Below are 22,823 nucleotides of genomic sequence, written 5' to 3'. Positions count from 1 at the left end.
ACTAGTCAAGAAAGAAGGGCTTATGGCGTTTTTCTAGCGAGCTTGGGATAGTGAAAGCCAAGTAGAGCAAAGTAGGCAAGTGGCGCTTTCTCTCAGCAAAGAGCTGAAGACAAACAGATAAAATGAAGTAATAAATTAGGGTGGAACCGCGTTTCTGACGCCCCTAGTCGCAAGGCTTGGGTGTTGAAATTCGGTTCTTTTTGAATTCGTCTAATGCCTAAGTAGAAAGGAGTACAATGCTTAAAGGATCTTGTTTATGTAAAGCAGTGACTTACACTCTAGATGAGGAATTATCGGAATTAGTTTTTTGTCATTGCTCATTTTGTCGGAAAGCAACTGCGTCTGCCTATACAGTTAATGCTAAAGTTAGCAGTAAAAACCTAGTATTGCATGGAAAAGAACAGTTGGTTACCTATAGTTCATCTCCAGGAAAACAACGCTACTACTGCCAGAACTGTCATAGTCAAATTTTCACTGTTCAAGAAAATATACCAGAAGTCTGTGCTTTGAAATTAGGTACAATAGATGAATGCGATCAGAATTTACAAACTATTCCCAAACGTCATATTTTTCAGGATCCAGCTTTTTCTTGGTTGCTTGATAAATAAACCTAAAAAGATAATATAAATTAAAGGAGTAAATAATGTCTAAAAAACTAACCTTCCAGGAAATCATCCTTACTTTGCAACAATACTGGAATGATCAGGGTTGTATGCTGATGCAGGCTTATGATAACGAAAAGGGTGCGGGAACTATGAGTCCTTACACTTTCCTTCGTGCCATTGGTCCTGAACCATGGAACGCAGCCTATGTAGAGCCATCTCGTCGTCCAGCTGATGGTCGTTATGGGGAAAACCCAAACCGTCTTTACCAACACCACCAATTCCAAGTGGTTATGAAACCTTCTCCATCAAACATCCAAGAACTTTACCTTGAGTCATTGGAAAAATTGGGCATCAATCCTTTGGAGCACGATATTCGTTTCGTTGAAGATAACTGGGAAAACCCATCAACTGGTTCAGCTGGTCTTGGTTGGGAAGTTTGGCTTGACGGTATGGAAATCACTCAGTTCACCTACTTCCAACAAGTTGGTGGATTGGCAACTGGTCCGGTAACTTCTGAGGTCACTTACGGTTTGGAACGTTTGGCTTCTTACATCCAAGAAGTAGATTCTGTTTACGATATTGAGTGGGCTCCAGGCGTTAAATACGGAGAGATCTTCCTTCAACCAGAATACGAACACTCAAAATACAGCTTTGAAGTTTCTGACCAAGATATGCTTCTTGAAAACTTCGAAAAATTTGAAAAAGAAGCAGGACGTGCCTTGGAATTGGGTCTGGTTCACCCAGCCTATGACTACGTTTTGAAATGTTCACATACCTTCAACTTGCTTGACGCTCGTGGAGCAGTATCCGTTACAGAACGTGCCGGTTATATTGCCCGCATCCGTAACTTGGCCCGTGTCGTAGCCAAAACCTTCGTCGCAGAACGTAAGAAACTCGGTTACCCACTTCTTGACGAAGCCACACGCGCTCAACTCCTAGCAGAAGAGGAAGAATAAAGAGAGTATATTAAATAGGATTTGGTTATAGAGGAATCCTACAGAACCAGTTGCCGCAGTGATAGAGGTATCGTTAGAGAAACTAACGATACCAGGCAAAATTGGAGACCTTAGGCTCCGATTTTAGTAATGAAACGACGCAGTCGGTTGCTTGCGTGCCAATCACATAAGGCAAACTGGAAAAAAGATATTTTTCGGAGAAAAAACATGACAAAAAACTTACTAGTAGAACTTGGACTTGAAGAGTTACCAGCCTACGTTGTCACACCAAGTGAAAAACAACTCGGTGAGAAAATGGCAGCCTTCTTGGATGACAATCGTCTTTCATACGAAAGCATTCAAACCTTCTCAACACCACGCCGTTTGGCCGTCCGTGTCATTGGCTTGGCTGATCAACAATCGGATTTGACTGAAGATTTTAAAGGACCTTCTAAGAAAATCGCCTTGGATGCTGATGGAAACTTCTCAAAAGCAGCGCAAGGCTTTGTCCGTGGAAAAGGCTTGACTGTAGATGACATCGAATTCCGTGAAGTTAAGGGTGAAGAATACGTTTACGTGACGAAACATGAAGCTGGAAAACCTGCTAAAGAAGTATTGGCTGGCGTTCCAGAAGTACTTGCTTCATTGACTTTCCCTGTCAGCATGCACTGGGCTAACAACACCTTTGAATACATTCGCCCAGTTCACACCTTGATCGTTCTTTTGGGCGACGAAGCGCTTGACCTTGATTTCTTGGATATCCATTCAGGTCGTGTGAGTCGTGGACATCGTTTCCTTGGACATGAAGTGGAAATTACCAATGCGGATTCTTATGAGGAAGACCTTCGTACTGTTTACGTCATTACAGACAGCAAAGAACGTGAAAACATGATTCGTGAGCAAATCAAGGCTATCGAAGCAGAACAAGGTGTTCGAGTACAAATCGAAGAAGGACTTTTGAATGAAGTCTTGAACTTGGTGGAATACCCTACAGCCTTTATGGGAAGCTTTGACACTAAATATTTGGACGTTCCAGAAGAAGTCTTGGTGACCTCAATGGAAACCCACCAACGTTACTTTGTTGTACGTGACCTTGATGGTAAGTTGAAACCAAACTTCATCTCAGTCCGTAACGGTAACGCCGAGCACTTGGAAAATGTTGTTCGAGGAAATGAAAAAGTCTTGGTGGCACGTCTCGAAGATGGTGAATTCTTCTGGCGTGAAGACCAAAAACTTAAGATTGAAGACCTCGTTGCTAAATTGGCACACGTGACCTTCCATGAAAAAATCGGTTCTCTCTCAGAACACATGGCCCGTGCTGGTGTCATTGCAGCTTCCTTGGCTGAGCAAGCTGGTTTGACTGCTGAAGAAACGGCAGCTGTCGCTCGTGCAGCTGAAATCTACAAATTTGACCTCTTGACTGGTATGGTCGGAGAGTTCGATGAATTGCAAGGAATCATGGGTGAAAAATACGCCCTCCTTGCTGGTGAGGATGCTGCGGTTGCGACAGCTATCCGTGAGCACTACCTTCCTGATTCAGCAGACGGAGCTCTTCCAGAGACTAAGGTTGGTGCCATCCTTGCGCTTGCAGATAAATTGGATATCCTCCTTTCCTTCTTCTCAGTTGGCTTGATTCCATCAGGTTCTAATGACCCTTATGCGCTTCGTCGTGCAACACAAGGAATTGTTCGTATCTTGGATGCCTTTGGTTGGCACATCCCTATGGATGAGTTGATCGACAGCCTTTACGGACTTTCATTTGCTAGTCTTTCTTATGACAATCAAGCAGAAGTGCTCAACTTCATCAAGGCGCGTGTGGACAAGATGATGGGACGTACACCAAAAGATATCAAAGAAGCTGTACTTGCTGGTTCAAATTTCGTGGTTGCGGATATGCTGGAAGCAGCAGATGCTCTCTCAGAAGCTGCTAAGACGGATGGTTACAAGGCAGCTGTTGAGTCACTCTCTCGTGCCTTCAACTTGGCTGAAAAAGCAGATGCTTCAGTAGCAGTCGATGCTAGTCTCTTTGAAAATGATCAAGAAAAGGCCCTTGCTAAGGCGATTGAAGAATTAGAATTGACAGGTTCAGCTAGTGATAAATTGGCACAGCTCTTTGCTCTTAGCCCAGTCATCGATGCCTTCTTTGACAATACCATGGTTATGGCTGAAGATGAGGCTGTAAAAAACAACCGTTTGGCCCTTCTTGCAGGTCTTGTGTCTAAAGCCAATGCTGTTGCAGCCTTTAACCAATTGAACACAAAATAAGTACCTGATGGCAGGTAGAAAGTAGGTCTTATTATGACACCTGAAAAAATTGCTCGGATCAATGAGCTTGCTAAAAAGAAAAAAACAGAAGGTTTGACGCCAGAAGAAGCAGTGGAACAAGCAAAACTTCGTGAAGAATACATTGAGGGTTATCGTCGCTCCGTTCGTCACCACATCGAAGGAATCAAAATTGTGGATGAAGAAGGAAATGATGTGACACCTGAGAAACTACGCCAAGTGCAACGGGAAAAAGGTTTGCATGGCCGTAGTCTCGATGACCCCAATTCATAATTAAAAGAGTGCTGGAAGAAACTCCAGCACTCTTTTGTACCTTCAAAATTCAGAACATTCTGGACTAGATTGACCAATTTTTTAAAACGTGGTATAGTAGATTGAGTGAAAATTGGAAGTATACTTTTCTGAAAAAGTACAGAAAAAAGAATTGGAGTAATCATATGTCAAAAAAACATCATCCTAGTCAAGAAACTGAAAATGGGATGGTTCGTGGTCTGCAAAATCGCCATGTTCAGTTGATTGCTATTGCAGGAACCATCGGAACAGGGCTCTTTCTTGGAGCTGGTCGTTCCCTTTCTTTGACAGGTCCGTCTATTATTTTAGTCTATATGCTGACTGGAGCTTTCATGTACTTCATGATGAGGGCGATTGGCGAGATGCTGTATATGGATCCAGATCAACACACCTTTATCAACTTTATTACCAAGTACTTAGGAAAGGGTTGGGGCTATTTTTCAGGATGGTCCTATTGGGTTTCCTTGGTATTTCTTGGGATGGCAGAAATTACAGCCGTTTCCAACTATGTCCAACTTTGGTTTCCAAATTGGCCAGCCTGGCAGATTCAAATCATCTTTTTAGCGCTTTTAAGTTGTGTGAATTTGATTGCTGTGAAGGTCTTTGGAGAGGTTGAATTCTGGTTTGGAATGATCAAGATTGTCACGATTTTAGCCCTGATCGCAACAGGGATCTTTATGGTGACGACGAATTTTGAAACACCAGCTGGACACGCTAGCTTAACCAATATTACCAGTGGTTTTCAAATGTTTCCAAATGGTTGGGTCAAGTTCGTCATGGCCTTCCAAATGGTCTTCTTTGCTTATCAAGCGATCGAGTTTGTTGGAATTACTACTTCTGAAACAGCTAATCCCCGCCAAGTATTGCCAAAAGCCATTAAAGAAATTCCAATCCGAATTGTAATCTTTTATGTAGGGGCTTTGTTGGCGATTATGGCTATTTTCCCTTGGCAACAGCTTCCCGTCAATAAATCACCATTTGTAACGGTCTTTCAGATGGTTGGAATCAAGTGGGCAGCAGGATTGATTAATTTTGTTGTACTGACAGCAGCTGCATCCTCCTTGAATTCCACCCTCTATTCAACAGGGCGTCACTTGTACCAGATTGCAAAAGAGACGCCAAACAGTAAAGTGATGAATCGTTTGAAGTTGAATAGCTTATCTCGTATGGGAATTCCAAGTCGCGCGATTATTTTTTCTGCGATTGTGGTTGCTGTTTCTGCCTTTATCAATGTCTTGCCAGGTGTCTCAGATGCCTTTGCCTTGATTACGGCATCTTCTTCTGGTGTTTACATTGCTATTTATATTTTGACCATGTTAGCCCATCTTAAGTACCGTAAATCAAAAGAATTTATGCCAGATGGTTTTGTCATGCCGGCCTATAAAGTGTTGAATCCATTGACCATTGTTTTCTTCCTCTTTGTATTCGTTTGTCTCTTCTTGCAAGAATCAACATACATTGGAGCGGTTGGAGCAACCATCTGGATCATTCTTTTTGGGATCTACAGCAATTGGAAACATAATAAATAAACAGCAAGAGGCTGGGACAAAAGTCCTAGCCTCTTAATTATTTTTGAATTGTCGAGCAAGACGCAGTGGTTGAGTGGGCTCTACTACGCTGATTTCATCAGCTTTTACAGCCCTACTCAACTGTGCGGAGGTGGGACGACGAAATCGAATTCTAACGAATTACCGATTTCTGTCCCACTCTCTTTACTATTTCAGAGCTCGTTTACTTCTTTTAAGGAATTACTTGGAGGAAACAAAAGAAAAACAGAGATGGAAGAAATTATTTTTCTTCCATCTCTGTTTTTTGTCCTTGAATGGCTTTTTTGAACCACCAAAGTGATCCGACTAGGATCAGGGCAGCAAGCCAAAAAATCCAAGCCTCAATAGTGGTTAGAAAAAAGTAGAGAGCGATAGCATCGACCAATAAAAGTGGGATGAGAATCTGTTTTCTTATTTTCATAAGAATATTGTATCATAAATCCTAGAGGAAACAAGTGAAATCAAGCCTTCCTAGGTATTTTGTAGGATTCGAAAAGGTCAGATAGGATTAGTTAGTGAATTTTCTTTCAGGAGTGCATCTTGGTCCCATTTGTGGTAAAATAGTAAAGATATGAGTAAAGAATTTCATCATGTAACGGTTTTGCTTCATGAAACGATCGATATGCTGGATGTTAAGCCAGATGGGATCTATGTAGACGCCACATTGGGTGGGGCAGGCCACAGCGAATATTTGTTAACAAAATTAAATGAATCAGGCCATCTCTATGCCTTTGACCAAGATCAGCATGCGATTGAGAATGCTAAGATTCGTTTGGCACCTTTCATTGAGAAAGGCATGGTGACCTTCATTAAGGATAACTTTCGTCATTTGAAGGAACGTCTAAACGAATTGGGTGTGACTGAAATTGATGGAATCTGTTATGACCTAGGTGTCTCTAGTCCTCAGTTAGATGAACGGGAACGTGGATTTTCTTACAAGAAAGATGCGCCGTTGGACATGCGGATGAATCAAGAAGCTTCCTTAACAGCCTATGAGGTCGTCAATAGCTACGATTACCATGATCTCGTACGCATCTTTTTCAAATATGGAGAGGACAAATTTTCCAAGCAAATTGCGCGGAAAATTGAGCAAGCACGAGCAATTAAACCGATTGAAACGACGACTGAATTAGCAGAGATTATTAAATCTGCTAAACCAGCTAAGGAGCTCAAGAAAAAGGGTCATCCTGCTAAACAGATCTTCCAAGCCATTCGTATCGAAGTCAATGACGAACTGGGAGCGGCGGATGAATCGATTCAGCAAGCCATGGATTTGTTGGCCCTCGATGGTCGTATTTCTGTGATTACCTTTCATTCGTTAGAGGATCGATTGACCAAACAATTGTTTAAAGAAGCTTCGACGGTTGAGGTTCCAAAGGGGCTTCCCTTTATTCCAGATGATTTGAAACCAAAGATGGAGTTAGTCAACCGGAAACCTATTTTGCCAAGTGAAGAAGAGCTTGAGGAAAATAATCGATCTCATTCAGCAAAATTACGGGTTGCTCGAAAAATACACAAGTAAGAGGAATTGATATGGCAGCAAGAGATGAGAGAACAAGAACACAGGTATTGCAAGACCACTTTCGCCGCTTCTCTAGAGTAGAAAAGGCTTTTTATGGGTCGATTGTCTTAACAGCTGTGATTTTAGCCATTAGTATCGTCTTTATGCAGACACGAATTTTACAAGTACAGAGTGAGTTGACTGATTTGAATACGGAACTAGAAGCCAAAAAGACGGAATTGGCAGATGTTCGTCAAGAGGTCAATGAATTAACACGTTATGACCGCTTATCACAGTTGGCTAGCTCCCAAGGAATGAAGCTGCAAAAAGAAAATCGAAAAACAGTGAGTGCAAGTAGTGATGAATAAATTTAAAAAATTTTTAATCGGGTATTCGATAAAGAAACGTCGCTTGCCGGATCAGAATCGAAAACAAGTTGGAAAAAATCTCAGTGTACTGGCGATTTTCCTCTTTTTTCTCTTTCTGATTAATTTTGCAATGATTATTGGGACTGACAAAAAATTCGGTGTGACCTTATCGGATCAAGCAAAAAAAGTCCATGAGCAGACGGTTATTGTTCCTGCAAAACGTGGAACGATCTATGACCGAAATGGAGCAGTAATTGCTGAAGATGCTACGACCTATAACGTTTATGCCGTTATTGATAAAAAGTACAAATCAGCAACCGGAAAAATCCTCTATGTAGAAGAGAGCCAATTTAAAAAAGTAGCAGAAATCTTTAAGCAGTACTTAGGGATGGATGAGGATTACGTCATTCAACAGTTGTCGCAAAAGAAATTGAAACAAGTTTCTTTTGGATCGAACGGAAACGGCATTACTTATAGTAATATGACGGCTATCCGTGAGGCTATGGAAGCGGCGAAGATTAAAGGGGTTTCCTTTACAACTAGTCCAAATCGGAGCTATAAAAATGGAGTTTTTGCCTCTCAATTTATAGGTCAGGCCTCTCTTCAAGAAGATAAAGAGGGAAATAAAACCTTGAAGGGGCAATCAGGGATGGAGAAATCCCTCGATCGTATTCTCGCTGGTCAAAATGGGGTTATCACCTATGACAAAGACCGAAACGGCAATATCGTTCCTGGTTCAGATAAGGTTTCTGTCAAAACAGAAGATGGAAAAGATGTCTATACGACCATTTCAGCAGAATTACAGACCTACCTTGAGACACGTATGGATGTTTTCCAAGAAAAAGTAAAAGGAAAGTATGTTAGTGCGACTCTTGTGAGTGCAAAAACTGGAGAGATCCTAGCGACAACGCAACGTCCATCCTATAATGCGGATACCAAACAAGGGTTGGATCTGAAAAACTTGAAAACCTGGAATACCATCCTTTATCAAGATCAATATGAACCGGGTTCAACCATGAAGGTCATGTTATTAGCTTCGGCGATTGATCATGGAACCTTCCCAGCCTATAATGAAGTATACTACAGTAACGAACTACAAGTAAAAGATGCGACCATCCGTGACTGGGATGTCAATATGGGACTGTCTGAAGGTCGCTATATGAATATCGCACAAGGCTTTGCTTACTCAAGTAACGTGGGGATGACCCGCTTGGAGCAAAAGATGGGAAATGCTGTCTGGATGGACTACCTAACCCGCTTTAAATTCGGTCTTCCGACCCGTTTTGGAATGGGAAATGAAGCTTACGGGGGTCTTCCAGGGGATAACTATGTCAGTCAAGCCATGTCTTCTTTTGGTCAAGGGATTTCCGTCAGTCAAACTCAAATGTTACGGGCCTTTAGTGCCATCGCTAATGATGGACAAATGTTGGAGCCGAAGTTTATTAGTGCTATTTACGATAAAAAATCAGACACAGCCCGCAAATCAAAAAAAGAAGTTGTTGGAAAACCAGTTTCAGGATCAGCTGCACAACAGACACGGAACTATATGATCACCGTCGGAACAGATCCAGAGTATGGAACCTTGTACAGTGATGGACCCATCATTCAGGTACCCGGTCAAAACGTTGCGGTGAAATCAGGGACTGCCCAAATGGCGACAGATCAAGGATACTTGCAAGGAGAAAATGATTATATCTACTCGGTTGTAGCCATGACACCTGCAGAAGATCCTGAATTCATCATGTATGTGACGGTCCAACAACCAGAAGTGAAATTCTCATTCACCAGCTGGGAAGAGCTGGTCAATCCTATTTTGGAAGATGCAGTTGCTTTAAAAGACGAATTGCATCTAACATCAGAGGCACCAACTTTGGATGATGTGACCAAAGAAACGACCTACAAAATCCCTTCAGTAGAAACTCTCTCTAAGGAGTTGAATCTGAAACAAAATCTGAGCCCAGGTGCTTATTCAGAGGAATTGCGTCGCAATTTGGTGCAACCAATTGTCCTAGGAACCGGGAAAAATATCCGCAAGATGTCTGTGGATGTAGGCTCTAAAGTCAAAGCCAATCAGCAAGTATTGTTATTGACAGAAGACTTTGATGCGGTTCCAGATATGTACGGTTGGACAAAGAAAAATGCGGACATCTTTGGAGAATGGACTGGAATTGAGATTACCTATAAAGGTAGTGGAAAGAAAGTAACCAAACAAAGTGTCAAAATGAACACCTCACTTAATAAAACTAAAAAGATTACGTTAACATTAGGAGACTAAGATGTATATTGCTACGATCCTTGTATCGTTTCTATTAACAGTGGCTGCTATTCCAGCCTTTATTCGATTTTACCATCGTGCTCATATTTCTGGGCAACAAATGCATGAAGATGTGAAACAACACAAAGCGAAAGCTGGCACTCCGACAATGGGTGGAGTTGTATTTCTCATTACAGCCGTTCTAGTTAGTTTTGTCGTTACCGTATTGACTGGAAATTTCACGCGCTCTGTTCAACTGATTCTATTTATCTTGATTCTTTATGGAATTGTTGGATTTTTGGATGACTTTTTAAAAGTTTTTCGTAAGATTAATGAAGGTCTTAACCCAAAACAAAAATTGGCCCTTCAACTTGTTGGTGGAATCATCTTCTATATTTTTTCTGAACGCCACGGTGCAGGAAGCCTTTTGAATGTTTTCGGATATGAACTTTACTTGGGCCATTTCTACATTCTCTTTGCTTTATTTTGGTTGGTTGGTTTTTCAAATGCTGTCAATTTGACAGATGGGATTGATGGATTAGCCAGCATCTCCGTTGCCATTAGCCTGAGTGCCTATTCCTTTATTGCCTATATGCAAGGGAAATGGGACATTCTCTTTGTCACCTTGAGTATGATTGGGGCCTTGCTAGGATTCTTTGTCTTCAACCACAAGCCGGCTAAAATCTTTATGGGAGATGTCGGTAGTCTAGCTCTTGGAGGGATGCTTGCAGCCTTGTCAATGGCTTTGCATGTCGAGTGGACGCTGCTCTTGATTGGTCTGGTCTATGTCATTGAAACAGGTTCAGTGATGCTACAAGTGACCTATTTCAAATGGACCAAGAAACGCTACGGGGAAGGGCGACGGATTTTCAGAATGACTCCTTTCCACCATCATTTAGAACTGGGTGGACTTTCTGGAAATGGCCAAAACTGGTCAGAATGGAAAGTGGATGCCTTTATGTGGTCCATTGCCTTGGTAACAAGTGTCATCACTCTTGTTCTTCTCTACTTATAAAAAAGACGGTGGGCTTGCCCATCGTTTTTTGCTGACTCAGAGAGACTTTGTTGGTTAGGAAAAATGACTCATAAGAGAGGCACGAAGTCAGCTTTTCTGATATAATAATAGAGATCATGAAAGGAACTGAGAAAATGAAATTTACAGAGTTTAATTTTAAGCCTTATATTCAAGAGGCACTGAAAGAAATCAATTTTAGAGAAGCAACCGAAGTACAGGAAAAACTAATTCCGATTGTCTTAGCTGGGAATGATTTGGTTGGGGAATCTAAGACAGGATCTGGAAAAACCCATACTTTCCTCTTGCCGATTTTTCAAACGTTAAATGAAGACAACGATCAGGTTGAAGCGGTCATCACGGCTCCTAGTCGGGAGTTGGCGACGCAAATTTACCAAGCTGCTCGTCAAATCGCTAGTCATTCTGAAAAAGAGATTCGAATTGTGAATTATGTTGGAGGAACGGATAAAAGCCGTCAGATTGAAAAACTGCAGGTCAAACAACCACATATCGTGATTGGAACTCCAGGCCGGATCTATGATCTGGTTGCATCGGGTGATCTGGCTATTCATAAGGCTCATACTTTTGTGGTAGATGAGGCAGATATGACGCTGGATATGGGATTTTTGTCTACCGTAGATAAGATTGCTTCAAGACTTCCGCAACAACTACAATTTTTAGTTTTTTCAGCCACCATTCCACAAAAATTACAGCCTTTCTTGAAAAAATATCTCTCAAACCCAGTCATGGAGCAAATTAAGACCAAGACGGTGATTTCAGATACCATCGATAATTGGCTGGTTTCTACCAAGGGGCGGGATAAAAATGAGCAAATTTACCAATTGACCAAGACCTTGCAACCTTATTTGGCCATGATTTTCGTCAATACAAAAACGAGAGCAGATGATCTCCATGCCTATTTAGTGGCTCAGGGATTAAAAGTGGCGAAGATTCACGGAGATATCCCACCACGTGAACGGAAACGGATCATGAATCAGGTTAAAAATCTTGATTTTGAGTATATTGTGGCCACCGATTTGGCGGCTCGTGGAATTGATATCGAAGGGGTGAGTCATGTCATCAACGATGCTATTCCACAAGATCTTTCCTTCTTCGTTCACCGTGTTGGCCGGACAGGACGCAATGGTCTACCAGGTGTCGCTATTACTCTTTATCAACCAAGTGATGATTCAGATATCCGTGAACTAGAAAAAATTGGCATTCGTTTCGTACCGAAAGTGTTGAAAAATGGGGTTATTGAAGATACTTATGATCGGGACAGACGGGCCAATCGTGAGAAAAAGCAAGAGAAACTCGACATCGAAATGATTGGTCTGGTGAAGAAGAAAAAGAAAAAAATCAAACCAGGCTACAAGAAAAAAATCAAATGGGCAGTTGATGAAAAGCGGAGAAAAGCTAAGCGAGCTGAAAACCGTGCGCGTGGTCGGGCGGAACGTAAGGCCAAACGCCAAACTTTCTAACTCCTTCTTTCAAATGTTCAGAAGAAAACATAGATTTTCTTTATGAACTCCATAAAGAAAAACTATTAGGAACTTGTCTAAAATTATGATAGACTAAATTTGAGTAGTCTATCATTTTTCTATTTCTGTAGCAATTTTTGGAATTCCGATAGTGAATGTGATAGAATGTTTATGTTCGAGAAAGGAAGTAACAAAAATGTTTACAACTAATCTTTTAGCTGCCAACTGGTATGCTGACTTTTTAAAACACGTTCCAGATAGCAAGCTGTTTAGTTTGAGAGCCGTATTGGATGCATTTCCGGCTGTCATAGGGAAATTGCCTGTGACGATTTTATTAGCCCTAGGAGGCGCATTTTTTGGGATTATTTTTGCCATGATTTTTGCTCTGGTCAAAATTAATCGTGTACGAATTCTTTACCCGATTCAAGCTGTTTTTGTCAGTTTTTTACGGGGGACTCCTTTGTTGGTTCAGTTGATGTTGACCTATTATGGGATTCCTCTTATTTTAAAAGCGATCAATCAGTCTTATGGAACAGCTTTTAATATTAATGCTATTCCAGCTGAGTTATTTGCAATTGTGGCTCTTGCCTTTAATGAGGCAGCTTATGCGAGTGAGACCATCCGGGCAGCCATTTTATCAGTGGATCCTGGTGAAATTGAGGCAGCGCGTAGTCTTGGGATGACCAACCGCCAAGTTTATCGCCGGGTTATTATTCCCAATGCAGCAGTCGTTGCAACCCCGACCTTAATCAACTCTCTCATTGGCTTAACCAAGGGGACCTCGCTCGCCTTTAGTGCCAGTGTGGTTGAAATTTTTGCTCAAGCACGGATTATTGGGGGGAGCGATTTGAAGTACTTTGAACGCTTTATCACGGTATCGATTGTTTACTGGATTGTGAACATTCTCATTGAAATACTAGGCCGTCACATTGAACGTCGACTGGATATTGAGACTCCCGTAGCAATTGATTTACCAGATCAGGAGGTCCGGATCTAATGATTTATATTTCAGAATTATCAAAGACATTTTCAGGTCAAAAGGTTTTAAATAATCTAAGTTTGGAAATTCAAAAAGGGGAAGTCGTGGCCCTAATCGGGTCTTCGGGAGCTGGTAAATCAACCTTCTTACGCAGTTTAAACTATTTGGAAGCACCAGATAGTGGTAGAATTAAGATTGATGATTTCGAAGTTGATTTTGAGCACATTACCCAAGATCAAATCTTAACCTTAAGAAGAAAATTGGCCATGGTGTTCCAACAGTTTAATTTGTTTGGTAGAAAAACAGCCCTTGAAAATGTGAAAGAAGGGCTCATTGTTGTGAAGGGCCTATCCGATCAAGAAGCAACGAAAATTGCTCGAGAAGAACTGGCCAAAGTCGGCTTATCAGATCGTGCAAATCACTATCCTCGTCACCTTTCAGGTGGACAAAAACAACGGGTAGCTTTGGCGCGTGCCTTGGCCATGAAACCAGAAGTTCTTTTGCTGGATGAACCGACTTCAGCCTTGGATCCAGAATTGGTTGGAGAAGTTGAAAAATCCATTGCCAATGCGGCAAAATCAGGACAAACCATGGTACTGGTCAGCCATGATATGTCTTTTGTAGCGCAAGTAGCAGATAAGGTATTATTTTTGGATAAAGGACGGATTATTGAATCTGGAACACCAGAGGAAATCATGCAACATCCAAAAGAAGAACGGACAAAAGAATTCTTTGCTAGTTACAAACGGACCTATGTTTGATATAATAGAGGAGAGGTAAGACTCAGCTGGCGATGCTAGCTGGGTTTGTTTTCTGAAAATGTAAAAATATTTGGAGTCGTGATGTTAAATAAATTATTGTCCTTATATTTACAAAGTTTAGTGACGACAACGATTTTAGTTGGGATCGCTTCTTGTATTTGGATTGGCTACCGTGCCCTTAAGAAGAAAGATAAAACAGCCAAGCAACGACAAGCCCATTTGTATGATATCCTCTTAATTGATATCATGACGATTCCTATTTTAACCTTTGCGGTCATAGGGATTTTGTTTATCTTTCAAGCACGATAATTGCAAAAAGACCATGTTAGAATTATAATGGTTACAACAAAACGGAAAGAGGTTGAGTATGTTTGATACAGTGATTATTGGAGCAGGTCCTGCAGGGATGACTGCTGCCCTTTATGCAGCACGAAGCAATTTAAAGGTCGCATTGATTGAGAGAGGAATTCCAGGCGGTCAAATGAACAATACGTCTGACATTGAAAACTATCCTGGCTATGCGAATATTAGTGGCCCAGACTTGGCTGAAAAAATGTTTGAGCCTTTAGAGAATCTTGGTGTGGAACATTTGTTTGGACAGGTAGAGCGCATCGAAGACCACGGAGCAACCAAAAAGATTGTCACAGATGATGGGGAATTTGAAGCTAAAACCGTGGTGATTGCAACAGGGTCTAACCACCGTTCATTGAATGTCCCTGGTGAAGAGGAGCTAAATAGTAGAGGGGTTTCCTACTGTGCTGTTTGTGATGGAGCTTTCTTTAGAGATGAGGATCTCTTGGTCGTTGGTGGTGGTGATTCTGCGGTAGAAGAAGCTGTCTTTTTGACTCAGTTTGCAAAAACAGTGACCATTGCCCATCGTCGTGATCAATTGCGTGCTCAAAAAGTTCTTCAAGATCGTGCCTTTGCCAATGATAAAATTCACTTTGCTTGGAATACGGTTGTTGAAGAAATTAAGGGTGAACAAAAAGTAACGTCTGTCCTTTTAAAAGATGTGAAGACAGGAGAGGTTAGAGAGCAAGCCTTCGGTGGTGTCTTTATCTATGTCGGTTTAGATCCTGTCAGTGATTTTGCGACAGAACTTGGTATTTTAGATGAAAATGGCTGGGTGGTCACGGATGATCATATGAGAACCACAGTCCCAGGTATTTTTGCGGTTGGCGATGTTCGTCAAAAAGATTTGCGTCAAGTGACGACAGCAGTCGGAGACGGTGCGATTGCTGGCCAAGAAGTTTATAAATATATCACAGAAAACTTTTAATCCAAAAAAATCTGAGCTTCCTGTCTCAGATTTTTTTCATGCTTTCCTTTCAGTATTCAATAGAGCTGAAATGTGCTATAATGGTACTAATTTTATGGTAGGAATTCATAGAACAAATCTATAAAAAAGAGGTATACATATGTATCCAGATGACAGTTTAACCTTGCATACTGATTTATACCAAATCAACATGATGCAAGTCTATTTTGATCAAGGTATCCACAATAAACATGCCGTATTTGAAGTGTATTTTCGTCAACAGCCTTTTAAAAACGGCTACGCAGTATTTGCTGGCTTAGAGAGAATTGTAAAATACTTGGAAAACTTGAGTTTTTCTGAGAGCGATATTGCCTATTTAGAGTCACTTGGTTATCATGGGGCCTTCTTGGAATATCTCCGTGATCTCAAGTTGGAATTGACGGTACGATCGGCTCAAGAAGGAGACTTAGTCTTTGCCAATGAACCAATCGTTCAGGTAGAGGGCCCTCTGGCTCAGTGTCAATTGGTGGAAACAGCCATTTTGAATATCGTCAACTTTCAAACCTTGATAGCCACAAAAGCTGCTCGTATTCGTTCAGTCATTGAAGATGAGCCTTTGATGGAATTTGGAACACGTCGTGCGCAAGAAATGGATGCTGCCATTTGGGGAACTCGTGCGGCAGTCATCGGAGGGGCCAATGGAACTAGTAATGTTCGGGCAGGAAAACTCTTTGGAATCCCAGTTTTAGGAACTCATGCCCATTCTCTTGTACAGGTATATGGAAATGACTATCAAGCCTTTAAGGCGTATGCGGAAACCCATAAAGATTGTGTCTTCCTCGTCGATACCTATGATACGCTTCGTATTGGGGTACCAGCAGCTATTCAGGTAGCGCGTGAAATGGGAGATAAGATCAATTTCCTAGGCGTCCGGATTGACTCAGGAGATATTGCCTATATTTCTAAAAAGGTTCGCCAGCAATTAGATGAGGCTGGGTTTACAAATGCTAAAATCTACGCTTCTAATGACTTGGATGAAAATACCATCCTCAACTTAAAAATGCAAAAAGCAAAAATTGATGTTTGGGGTGTAGGAACCAAGTTAATTACAGCTTACGATCAACCAGCACTTGGGGCGGTATACAAAATTGTCTCTGTTGAAAACGATGCAGGAGAGATGATCAATACCATCAAGCTTTCCAATAATGCGGAGAAAGTTTCTACTCCTGGTAAAAAGCAAGTCTGGCGGATTACGAGCCGTGAAAAAGGTAAATCAGAAGGGGACTACATCACTTATGATGGAGTAGATGTTTCACAACTGACTGAACTTAAAATGTTCCATCCGACTTATACCTACATTAATAAAACGGTCCGAAACTTTGAGGCCATTCCTCTTTTAGTGGATATTTTTAAAGAGGGTCAATTGGTTTATCAACTGCCAACATTGTCAGAAATTCAAGAATATGCTCGTAAAAATTACGATCAATTATGGGATGAATATAAGCGCGTCCTCAATCCACAGCATTACCCAGTTGACTTGGCCAAAGATATTTGGCAGGATAAGATGGATCTGATCGAGGAAATGCGTAACAAGGCTAATGGAGAAGGAGAAGCAAAATGAGTTTGCAAGAAGAGATTATCCAACAATTGGGTGTCAAGCCTAGCATTGATCCTCAGGAAGAGATTCGCCGCTCGGTTGATTTCTTAAAAAGATATCTAAAAAAACATCCCTTCTTGAAAACATTTGTATTAGGGATCTCAGGAGGACAAGATTCGACTCTTGCTGGGCGATTAGCTCAATTAGCCATGGAAGAAATGCGCGCAGAGACTGGAGATACCGCTTACCAATTTATTGCCGTTCGTCTTCCTTATGGGGTACAGGCAGATGAAGCAGATGCTCAAAAAGCCTTGGCCTTCATCCAGCCAGATGTCAGCCTAGTCGTTAACATCAAGGAATCGGTTGATGCAATGGAACGTGCTGTCGAAGCAACAGGAACGGATATCTCCGACTTCAACAAGGGCAATATCAAGGCACGTAGCCGCATGATTGCTCAGTATGCTTTAGCAGGTGCGCGGAGTGGAGCCGTTATTGGGACGGACCATGCAGCGGAAAACATTACAGGTTTCTTCACAAAATTTGGAGATGGTGGTGCAGATATTTTACCCCTTTTCCGTTTGAACAAGCGCCAAGGAAAACAATTGCTTAAAACCTTGGGAGCTGATCCTGCTCTCTATGAGAAAATCCCAACTGCAGATTTGGAAGAAGAAAAACCAGGTGTTGCTGATGAAGTAGCGCTGGGTGTCACCTATAATGAAATCGATGATTATCTAGAAGGCAAACAAGTGAGCCCAGAAGCTCAAGCAACTATTGAAAAATGGTGGTACAAAGGCCAACACAAACGCCACTTGCCAATCACAGTATTTGATCATTTCTGGGAGTAAAAAGGTCCAGTAGACCTTTTTAGCCCAGGTCTTAACATAGGAGAACGAGGTAGGAAACGGTAACTCGTGGAGTTCGATTTCGTAGTCTGACTATATAATATTGTGAAAAGCATTAAAAAGAAGGGCGGTTTCATCCGTCCTTTTCTTCTAGATTAAAGTAAAAAACTTGCAGAATTCAAGTTGCATGAAAAAATGAAGGGAGACAACATATGAATCATCTTGGTAGTCTTGTCATGAAGACAGAACAGTTATACTTGAGGCCTTTCGTTTTGGAAGATGCACCAGCGATGTATGAAAATTGGGCTTCTGATCCTGAAAATCTGAAATATGTTACCTGGGATGCCCATACATCTTCTGAGAGGACCAAAGAATCAATCAAAAGATGGGTCGAACAGTATCAAAAACCAGATACTTATAAATGGGCGATCTGTTTCAAAACGTCACCGGATCAGGTAATTGGAGATATTAGTGTGGTTTCTCAAGACCAGGAAAGTCAATCTTGCGAGCTGGGTTATATCCTTGGCAAGAAATTCTGGGGGAAGGGATTCATGACAGAAGCGCTCACAGCTGTGTTAGATTTCTTATTGAACGAAGTCGGATTTAAAGAAATCAAAGCCACTTATGTTAGTTTAAATCCTGCTTCAGGGAAAGTCATGGAAAAGGCCGGAATGCAGTATGTAGAAACCATCCCTAAAGCCATTCAACGCAAAGGATACTGCGGGGATAAAATTATTTATTCCATACAGAACCCCTCTCTATAGGGTGATTTTTACTTGAAGATTCTGCTCAAAGGATTATAATAGTAGATAACGAAAAAAGGAGATTGCTATGTCAGAATTAACTAAAGAATTTACAGACCAGCTCTATGCCAATTATGAAGCAAACGTGAAATATGCGGCTCTTGAAAATGCTGTTACCCATAATGGGATTCATGCATCGCTTGAAACGCGCAAGAGTGCAGTAGAACATACACCAGTCTTTTCACTTGATTTGACCAAGGACAAGGTTACAAACCAAAAAGCATCTGGGCGTTGTTGGATGTTTGCGGCTTTAAATACCTTCCGTCACAAGATGATCTCAAGCTTCCAATTGGAAGATTTTGAGTTGTCTCAAGCACATACTTTCTTTTGGGATAAGTATGAAAAAGCAAACTGGTTTTTGGAGCAAGTGATCGCTACAGCAGACCAAGAATTAACCAGCCGTAAGGTGGCTTTTCTCCTACAAACCCCTCAACAAGATGGCGGTCAATGGGATATGGTGGTATCCCTCTTTGAGAAATACGGAGTGGTTCCAAAATCAGTTTATCCAGAATCGATTTCTTCAAGCAATAGCCGGGAATTGAACACCTACCTCAATAAATTTTTGCGTCAAGATGCGCAAATCTTGCGTGACTTGATTCACTCAGGCGCAGATAGTGAGGCGGTTGCGACTAAGAAACAAGCGCTGTTGCAAGGAATTTTTAACTTCTTGGCTATGTCTTTAGGATTGCCTCCACGTGAATTTGACTTTTCATACCGCGATAAGGACAACCAATTCCATAGCGAAAGTGGCTTAACTCCGCAAAGTTTCTACAAAAAATATGTAGACCTTCAATTAGACGATTACGTTTCTATTATCAATGCCCCAACTGCAGATAAGCCATATGGAAAATCTTACACAGTTGAGATGCTGGGGAATGTTGTTGGTAGCCGTCCAGTCCGCTATCTAAACGTTCCAATGGATCGATTGAAAGAACTAGCCATTGCTCAAATGAAAGCAGGAGAAACTGTCTGGTTCGGTTCAGATGTAGGCCAAGTCAGCAACCGTAAAGCGGGAATCTTGGCAACCGATGTCTACGATTTTGAAGCAGGCATGGATATTCATTTGACACAAGACAAGGCGGGTCGCCTGGACTATGCAGAAAGCCTCATGACACACGCTATGGTCTTGACAGGAGTTGATTTAGACGAAGCAGGTCAGTCTCGTAAATGGAAGGTTGAAAATTCATGGGGAGACAAGGTCGGTACAGATGGTTACTTTGTGGCCTCTGATGCATGGATGGATGAATATACCTACCAAATCGTGGTTCGAAAAGAATTCTTAACCTCAGACGAATTAGCAGCCTATGAAGCAGAACCAATTGTCCTAGCACCGTGGGATCCAATGGGGGCTTTAGCAAAATAATGATATAAAAAAGAGCCGGAAGGCTCTTTTCTATATGCTCAAAAATAGCTGGGAAATTAATCTAAATAAACCAGCTTTATTCGTTCTGGCATCTAAAACAAGAAACAGAAGGTTCTGATGTTTCAATCATTTTTTTAAAAAAGCCGGGCAAAAGCCCGACTTCTCTGTTATATTATTCGTTATGATTGTTAGATTCTTGTGAAGAAGGCTCAGATGGTTTAGATTGATTTTCTTCGTTCGAAGAGCTAGACGATGGTTCTTCATACGAATACTGATCAGTGGAATAACTTGGCTCATAGTAGTAGTTATTGTAGTTGTTCTTACCATTGTTTAAGTAGAGATAAGAACCACTTCGATACAGTCCACTTGGTTGCGTCCAATCCGTATGACCAGAGTTATTATTATTAGCAAGATAGAGCATCATTTGACGGTAGACATCCGTTGCGACCTGTATTCCATTATCCAATACTGGTGTAAAGCGATTGGAATAACCTGTCCATACTGCCATGGCATATTCAGGAGTGTAGCCTACAAACAATTCATCCGGTGTTACAATATTTGAATAAGCATTTTTTGTCAATTTACCGATTTCGTTATCAGCATAGTTTGATGTACCTGTCTTACCAGCTTGGTAGATTCCCGAAATGGCAGCATTTGTACCGGTACCAGACAAGAGAACTGTCTTCATCATATCTGTCATCATGTAGGCAGTTGTTGCTTTCATTGCACGAGTTCCTTCGGACTCAAATTCCTTGGTTGTGCCATCACTAAAGACAACCCGACTAACATAGGATGGTTTGTAATAGGTACCGCCATTGGCAAAAGCAGCATAGGCAGCTGCCATTTTCTCACTGCTGGCTCCGTATTTGTTGCTAGAATCGCTAGTGTTACTCGAGATAGCGTTGGCGTAAACCATTTCTGGGTAATCGATCCCTAATCCATTGAGGAATTTCTTAGCTTGTTTAAGACCAACTTTTTCCAGGGCCTTCACCGCAGGCACGTTACGAGATTGTTGAATTGCGTAGGTAATGGACATGCTACCATAGTATGAACGGTCCCAGTTGTAGACAGGCGTTGATGAATGAGGGAAGTTGTATGGCGCATCTGTTGTAGTAGCTGCTGTAGAGGTATATTCCTCATGTTCAAGAGCTGGTGCGTAATCTGTGATTGGTTTCATTGTTGAACCCCAGTCACGGTTCGTTTCAACCGCTTGGTTTGTACCAAAGGAAACATTGCTGGATTGGTGACGAGAACCCAGCTGAGCAATGACTTTACCAGTATTGACATCAATAACGGTAGAAGCTACTTGCATTTCATCATCCGGGTAATTGACATATTCATCTGTATTGTAGATATCCCATAGTTTCTTTTGAGCTTCTGTATCCACGTTTGTATAGACAACCATTCCGGTTGTCAACAAATTGTAGCCCGTTTCTTCTTCGACTTGCTCGATCACTTCTTTTAGGTAATTATCCATATAGGCTGGGTAACTGCTTGAAGAACTGAGACTTTGCAGACCATCTGTAACAGGTGTATTGACCGCTGCTTCGTATTGTTTGTTAGAAATGGTCTTCATATCGAGCATTTCTTTTAATACTAAGTTTCGGCGCTGTTGCGCTGCTTCAGGATGGGAGTATGGATCGTATTGGTTTGGTGCTTGGGGCATCCCCGCAAGGAGTGCCAATTGAGGGAGCGAAAGATCTTTTAGATCTTTTCCGTAATAACTTTTCGCAGCTGTCTGCATTCCGTAGTTCCCATTCGCCATAAATACTTTATTGACGTAATAGGTCAAGATTTCTTGTTTGGTTGCTTTCTTTTCTAGTTGGGTTGCTAACCAAGCTTCTTGGATCTTACGAGAGAGGGTACGGTCAGAGGCTGAAGTGGAGAAATAGGTTAACTTGATCAATTGTTGCGTCAAGGTTGACCCACCTTGACTTCCTCCTCGTAAGTTGTGAAGGAAGGAACCGCCGATCCGAATGATGTCGACCCCACGGTGATTGAAGAAACGGTGGTCTTCAATCGCAACGATAGCATTGACCAAATCAGTAGGGATTTCATTGGCTGTGACATTGATTCGTTTCTCAGCTCCCAAATCCGCGATCAAGTTATTTTGGTTGTCATAGATCTTACTAGATGTTGTTGCAACCAAATCTTTTTCAGACAAGGTCGGTGCTTTCATAGCATAGTAACTAAATATCAGTCCACCGAGGACAAATAAAAGTAAGAAAAATGAAATGGCTGCGATGGCAACATATTTCAACCATTGAATGACTGTTTGTTTATTCATTTAAATACCGCCTAGAAGTTTCTGTTCGATAATATCAAGATAAGGAACGCTTGGAAGACGATTCTTATCTACTAGAAAGCCGTGCTCCTGAATATAGGAGAGGGGCATGGATTTACTACCATGATCGATGTTGTAATAGTGAATTAATGCAGGAGCAGGAAGTAAGTAGGTTTCACTCAACTTTGCAAAATGCAAGAGAACGAAACAGATACCGCCTTGCTGGACAACTGCCTCCATATGATCGATTTGATGTTGATGAAAATTTTTCATCGGCATGGATTGCTTTTGCTGTGTTTCCTTAGCTTCAAAATCGATATAGCGTCCCTTGTATACTCCAGAATAGTCCGTCGTTGAGGCTTGCCTGAAATAGGCTTCAACAATCTTTGCCCGACTGCGACGTGGATAATCCACTTTCACGATTTGAATTGGTGTTGGTTTTTTATGGATGACTGCTAGACCTCGAGAAAGATAGTATTGATTGCTTTCATTGATCATTTTTTCAAATGTCATCCCACGATTCGCAAAGTCGACTGGATGTTTCCTTTGTGTAGAGACCAAGGTTTTTTTGGCTACTTTATGTGGATAGTTGACCATAGTTCTCCTTATTGGTACAATTACATCACTCTATTATATCATAAATTAGAATAATGAGGAAA

Annotated in this window: 21 protein-coding genes; 18 read left to right on the top strand and 3 right to left on the bottom strand. The window is 41.5% G+C overall.

The window, feature by feature from the left end; genetic code table 11:
* Positions 1-236: 236 nt before the first annotated feature.
* The 5 genes from QM351_RS09505 to QM351_RS09485 all read left to right on the top strand — a co-directional run bounded on the left by QM351_RS09505 (position 237) and on the right by QM351_RS09485 (position 5,643).
* A complete protein-coding gene (locus QM351_RS09505) occupies positions 237-608 on the top strand; it encodes a GFA family protein (RefSeq protein ID WP_023920269.1) in 372 nt (123 codons plus the stop codon).
* 35 nt (positions 609-643) lie between these two features.
* The gene (gene glyQ / locus QM351_RS09500; protein ID WP_151190970.1) at positions 644-1,561 is read left to right on the top strand and encodes a glycine--tRNA ligase subunit alpha; all 918 of its coding nucleotides are present in this window, start codon (positions 644-646) and stop codon (positions 1,559-1,561) included.
* A 207-nt stretch (positions 1,562-1,768) separates the two neighbouring features.
* Positions 1,769-3,805 (top strand): glycine--tRNA ligase subunit beta, encoded by a 2,037-nt coding sequence (glyS, locus tag QM351_RS09495; protein WP_414327253.1) that lies wholly within the window; start codon positions 1,769-1,771, stop codon positions 3,803-3,805.
* Positions 3,806-3,838: 33 nt separating this feature from the next.
* Complete coding sequence (locus QM351_RS09490; RefSeq protein WP_003012632.1) at positions 3,839-4,096, top strand: DUF896 family protein; 258 nt, start codon at positions 3,839-3,841, stop codon at positions 4,094-4,096.
* A 164-nt stretch (positions 4,097-4,260) separates the two neighbouring features.
* Positions 4,261-5,643 carry an amino acid permease gene (locus QM351_RS09485; protein WP_371496394.1) on the top strand — a complete coding sequence of 461 codons (1,383 nt, stop codon included), beginning with the start codon at positions 4,261-4,263 and terminating at the stop codon, positions 5,641-5,643.
* 259 nt (positions 5,644-5,902) lie between these two features.
* On the opposite strand, the gene QM351_RS09480 is transcribed toward QM351_RS09485, so the two are convergent.
* Positions 5,903-6,082, bottom strand: a complete 180-nt coding sequence (locus QM351_RS09480; RefSeq protein ID WP_042759811.1) for a hypothetical protein — start codon at positions 6,080-6,082, stop codon at positions 5,903-5,905.
* Positions 6,083-6,232: 150 nt separating this feature from the next.
* Here QM351_RS09480 and rsmH point away from each other — a divergent pair, with 150 nt between their 5' ends.
* The 13 genes from rsmH (at position 6,233) to pepC (ending at position 19,880) form a co-directional block, all read left to right on the top strand.
* The gene (gene rsmH, locus QM351_RS09475) at positions 6,233-7,183 is read left to right on the top strand and encodes a 16S rRNA (cytosine(1402)-N(4))-methyltransferase RsmH (RefSeq protein ID WP_003010377.1); all 951 of its coding nucleotides are present in this window, start codon (positions 6,233-6,235) and stop codon (positions 7,181-7,183) included.
* 11 nt (positions 7,184-7,194) lie between these two features.
* Positions 7,195-7,530 carry a cell division protein FtsL gene (ftsL, locus tag QM351_RS09470; RefSeq protein ID WP_003010374.1) on the top strand — a complete coding sequence of 112 codons (336 nt, stop codon included), beginning with the start codon at positions 7,195-7,197 and terminating at the stop codon, positions 7,528-7,530.
* Complete coding sequence (pbp2X, locus tag QM351_RS09465) at positions 7,523-9,805, top strand: penicillin-binding protein PBP2X (protein ID WP_414327252.1); 2,283 nt, start codon at positions 7,523-7,525, stop codon at positions 9,803-9,805. The genes ftsL and pbp2X overlap by 8 nt, the downstream gene beginning before the upstream one ends.
* 1 nt (position 9,806) lies before the next feature.
* Positions 9,807-10,799: a phospho-N-acetylmuramoyl-pentapeptide-transferase gene (gene mraY, locus QM351_RS09460; RefSeq protein WP_414327251.1), complete on the top strand. Its 993-nt coding sequence runs from the start codon at positions 9,807-9,809 to the stop codon at positions 10,797-10,799.
* Positions 10,800-10,933: 134 nt separating this feature from the next.
* Complete coding sequence (locus QM351_RS09455; protein ID WP_414327250.1) at positions 10,934-12,277, top strand: DEAD/DEAH box helicase; 1,344 nt, start codon at positions 10,934-10,936, stop codon at positions 12,275-12,277.
* A gap of 196 nt (positions 12,278-12,473) precedes the next feature.
* Positions 12,474-13,274, top strand: a complete 801-nt coding sequence (locus QM351_RS09450) for an amino acid ABC transporter permease (protein WP_414327249.1) — start codon at positions 12,474-12,476, stop codon at positions 13,272-13,274.
* Positions 13,274-14,017: an amino acid ABC transporter ATP-binding protein gene (locus QM351_RS09445; protein WP_414327248.1), complete on the top strand. Its 744-nt coding sequence runs from the start codon at positions 13,274-13,276 to the stop codon at positions 14,015-14,017. The genes QM351_RS09450 and QM351_RS09445 overlap by 1 nt, the downstream gene beginning before the upstream one ends.
* 81 nt (positions 14,018-14,098) lie before the next feature.
* Entirely contained in the window at positions 14,099-14,326 is a 228-nt protein-coding gene (locus QM351_RS09440) for a DUF4059 family protein (protein ID WP_003003995.1), read from the top strand.
* Between the two features lie 58 nt (positions 14,327-14,384).
* Positions 14,385-15,296, top strand: a complete 912-nt coding sequence (gene trxB / locus QM351_RS09435; RefSeq protein ID WP_049474369.1) for a thioredoxin-disulfide reductase — start codon at positions 14,385-14,387, stop codon at positions 15,294-15,296.
* Positions 15,297-15,435: 139 nt separating this feature from the next.
* Entirely contained in the window at positions 15,436-16,896 is a 1,461-nt protein-coding gene (locus QM351_RS09430; protein WP_254728505.1) for a nicotinate phosphoribosyltransferase, read from the top strand.
* A complete protein-coding gene (nadE, locus tag QM351_RS09425; protein ID WP_223141311.1) occupies positions 16,893-17,717 on the top strand; it encodes an ammonia-dependent NAD(+) synthetase in 825 nt (274 codons plus the stop codon). The genes QM351_RS09430 and nadE overlap by 4 nt, the downstream gene beginning before the upstream one ends.
* A 209-nt stretch (positions 17,718-17,926) precedes the next feature.
* On the top strand, positions 17,927-18,478 hold the full coding sequence (locus QM351_RS09420; protein ID WP_414327247.1) for a GNAT family N-acetyltransferase: 552 nt from the start codon (positions 17,927-17,929) through the stop codon (positions 18,476-18,478).
* A gap of 67 nt (positions 18,479-18,545) precedes the next feature.
* Positions 18,546-19,880 (top strand): aminopeptidase C, encoded by a 1,335-nt coding sequence (pepC, locus tag QM351_RS09415; protein ID WP_414327246.1) that lies wholly within the window; start codon positions 18,546-18,548, stop codon positions 19,878-19,880.
* 172 nt (positions 19,881-20,052) lie between these two features.
* On the opposite strand, the gene pbp1a is transcribed toward pepC, so the two are convergent.
* Both pbp1a and recU read right to left on the bottom strand, forming a co-directional pair.
* The gene (gene pbp1a, locus QM351_RS09410) at positions 20,053-22,167 is read right to left on the bottom strand and encodes a penicillin-binding protein PBP1A (protein ID WP_070659666.1); all 2,115 of its coding nucleotides are present in this window, start codon (positions 22,165-22,167) and stop codon (positions 20,053-20,055) included.
* The gene (recU, locus tag QM351_RS09405) at positions 22,168-22,761 is read right to left on the bottom strand and encodes a Holliday junction resolvase RecU (RefSeq protein ID WP_003010355.1); all 594 of its coding nucleotides are present in this window, start codon (positions 22,759-22,761) and stop codon (positions 22,168-22,170) included.
* Between the last annotated feature and the right edge of the window lie 62 nt (positions 22,762-22,823).

The organism is Streptococcus parasanguinis (genome assembly GCF_047465465.1).
GTDB lineage: Bacteria > Bacillota > Bacilli > Lactobacillales > Streptococcaceae > Streptococcus > Streptococcus parasanguinis_AI.
The sequence above is the reverse complement of the archived record's forward strand: the minus strand, read 5'-3'. Positions and strand labels throughout refer to the sequence as shown.

Excerpts from the sequence above, each read along its gene's own strand:
- QM351_RS09505 (WP_023920269.1), top strand. The coding sequence starts at position 237 with ATGCTTAAAGGATCTTGTTTATGTAAAGCAGTGACTTACACTCTAGAT.
- glyQ (WP_151190970.1), top strand. The coding sequence starts at position 644 with ATGTCTAAAAAACTAACCTTCCAGGAAATCATCCTTACTTTGCAACAA.
- glyS (WP_414327253.1), top strand. The coding sequence starts at position 1,769 with ATGACAAAAAACTTACTAGTAGAACTTGGACTTGAAGAGTTACCAGCC.
- QM351_RS09490 (WP_003012632.1), top strand. The coding sequence starts at position 3,839 with ATGACACCTGAAAAAATTGCTCGGATCAATGAGCTTGCTAAAAAGAAA.
- QM351_RS09485 (WP_371496394.1), top strand. The coding sequence starts at position 4,261 with ATGTCAAAAAAACATCATCCTAGTCAAGAAACTGAAAATGGGATGGTT.
- QM351_RS09480 (WP_042759811.1), bottom strand. The coding sequence starts at position 6,082 with ATGAAAATAAGAAAACAGATTCTCATCCCACTTTTATTGGTCGATGCT.
- rsmH (WP_003010377.1), top strand. The coding sequence starts at position 6,233 with ATGAGTAAAGAATTTCATCATGTAACGGTTTTGCTTCATGAAACGATC.
- ftsL (WP_003010374.1), top strand. The coding sequence starts at position 7,195 with ATGGCAGCAAGAGATGAGAGAACAAGAACACAGGTATTGCAAGACCAC.
- pbp2X (WP_414327252.1), top strand. The coding sequence starts at position 7,523 with ATGAATAAATTTAAAAAATTTTTAATCGGGTATTCGATAAAGAAACGT.
- mraY (WP_414327251.1), top strand. The coding sequence starts at position 9,807 with ATGTATATTGCTACGATCCTTGTATCGTTTCTATTAACAGTGGCTGCT.
- QM351_RS09455 (WP_414327250.1), top strand. The coding sequence starts at position 10,934 with ATGAAATTTACAGAGTTTAATTTTAAGCCTTATATTCAAGAGGCACTG.
- QM351_RS09450 (WP_414327249.1), top strand. The coding sequence starts at position 12,474 with ATGTTTACAACTAATCTTTTAGCTGCCAACTGGTATGCTGACTTTTTA.
- QM351_RS09445 (WP_414327248.1), top strand. The coding sequence starts at position 13,274 with ATGATTTATATTTCAGAATTATCAAAGACATTTTCAGGTCAAAAGGTT.
- QM351_RS09440 (WP_003003995.1), top strand. The coding sequence starts at position 14,099 with ATGTTAAATAAATTATTGTCCTTATATTTACAAAGTTTAGTGACGACA.
- trxB (WP_049474369.1), top strand. The coding sequence starts at position 14,385 with ATGTTTGATACAGTGATTATTGGAGCAGGTCCTGCAGGGATGACTGCT.
- QM351_RS09430 (WP_254728505.1), top strand. The coding sequence starts at position 15,436 with ATGTATCCAGATGACAGTTTAACCTTGCATACTGATTTATACCAAATC.
- nadE (WP_223141311.1), top strand. The coding sequence starts at position 16,893 with ATGAGTTTGCAAGAAGAGATTATCCAACAATTGGGTGTCAAGCCTAGC.
- QM351_RS09420 (WP_414327247.1), top strand. The coding sequence starts at position 17,927 with ATGAATCATCTTGGTAGTCTTGTCATGAAGACAGAACAGTTATACTTG.
- pepC (WP_414327246.1), top strand. The coding sequence starts at position 18,546 with ATGTCAGAATTAACTAAAGAATTTACAGACCAGCTCTATGCCAATTAT.
- pbp1a (WP_070659666.1), bottom strand. The coding sequence starts at position 22,167 with ATGAATAAACAAACAGTCATTCAATGGTTGAAATATGTTGCCATCGCA.
- recU (WP_003010355.1), bottom strand. The coding sequence starts at position 22,761 with ATGGTCAACTATCCACATAAAGTAGCCAAAAAAACCTTGGTCTCTACA.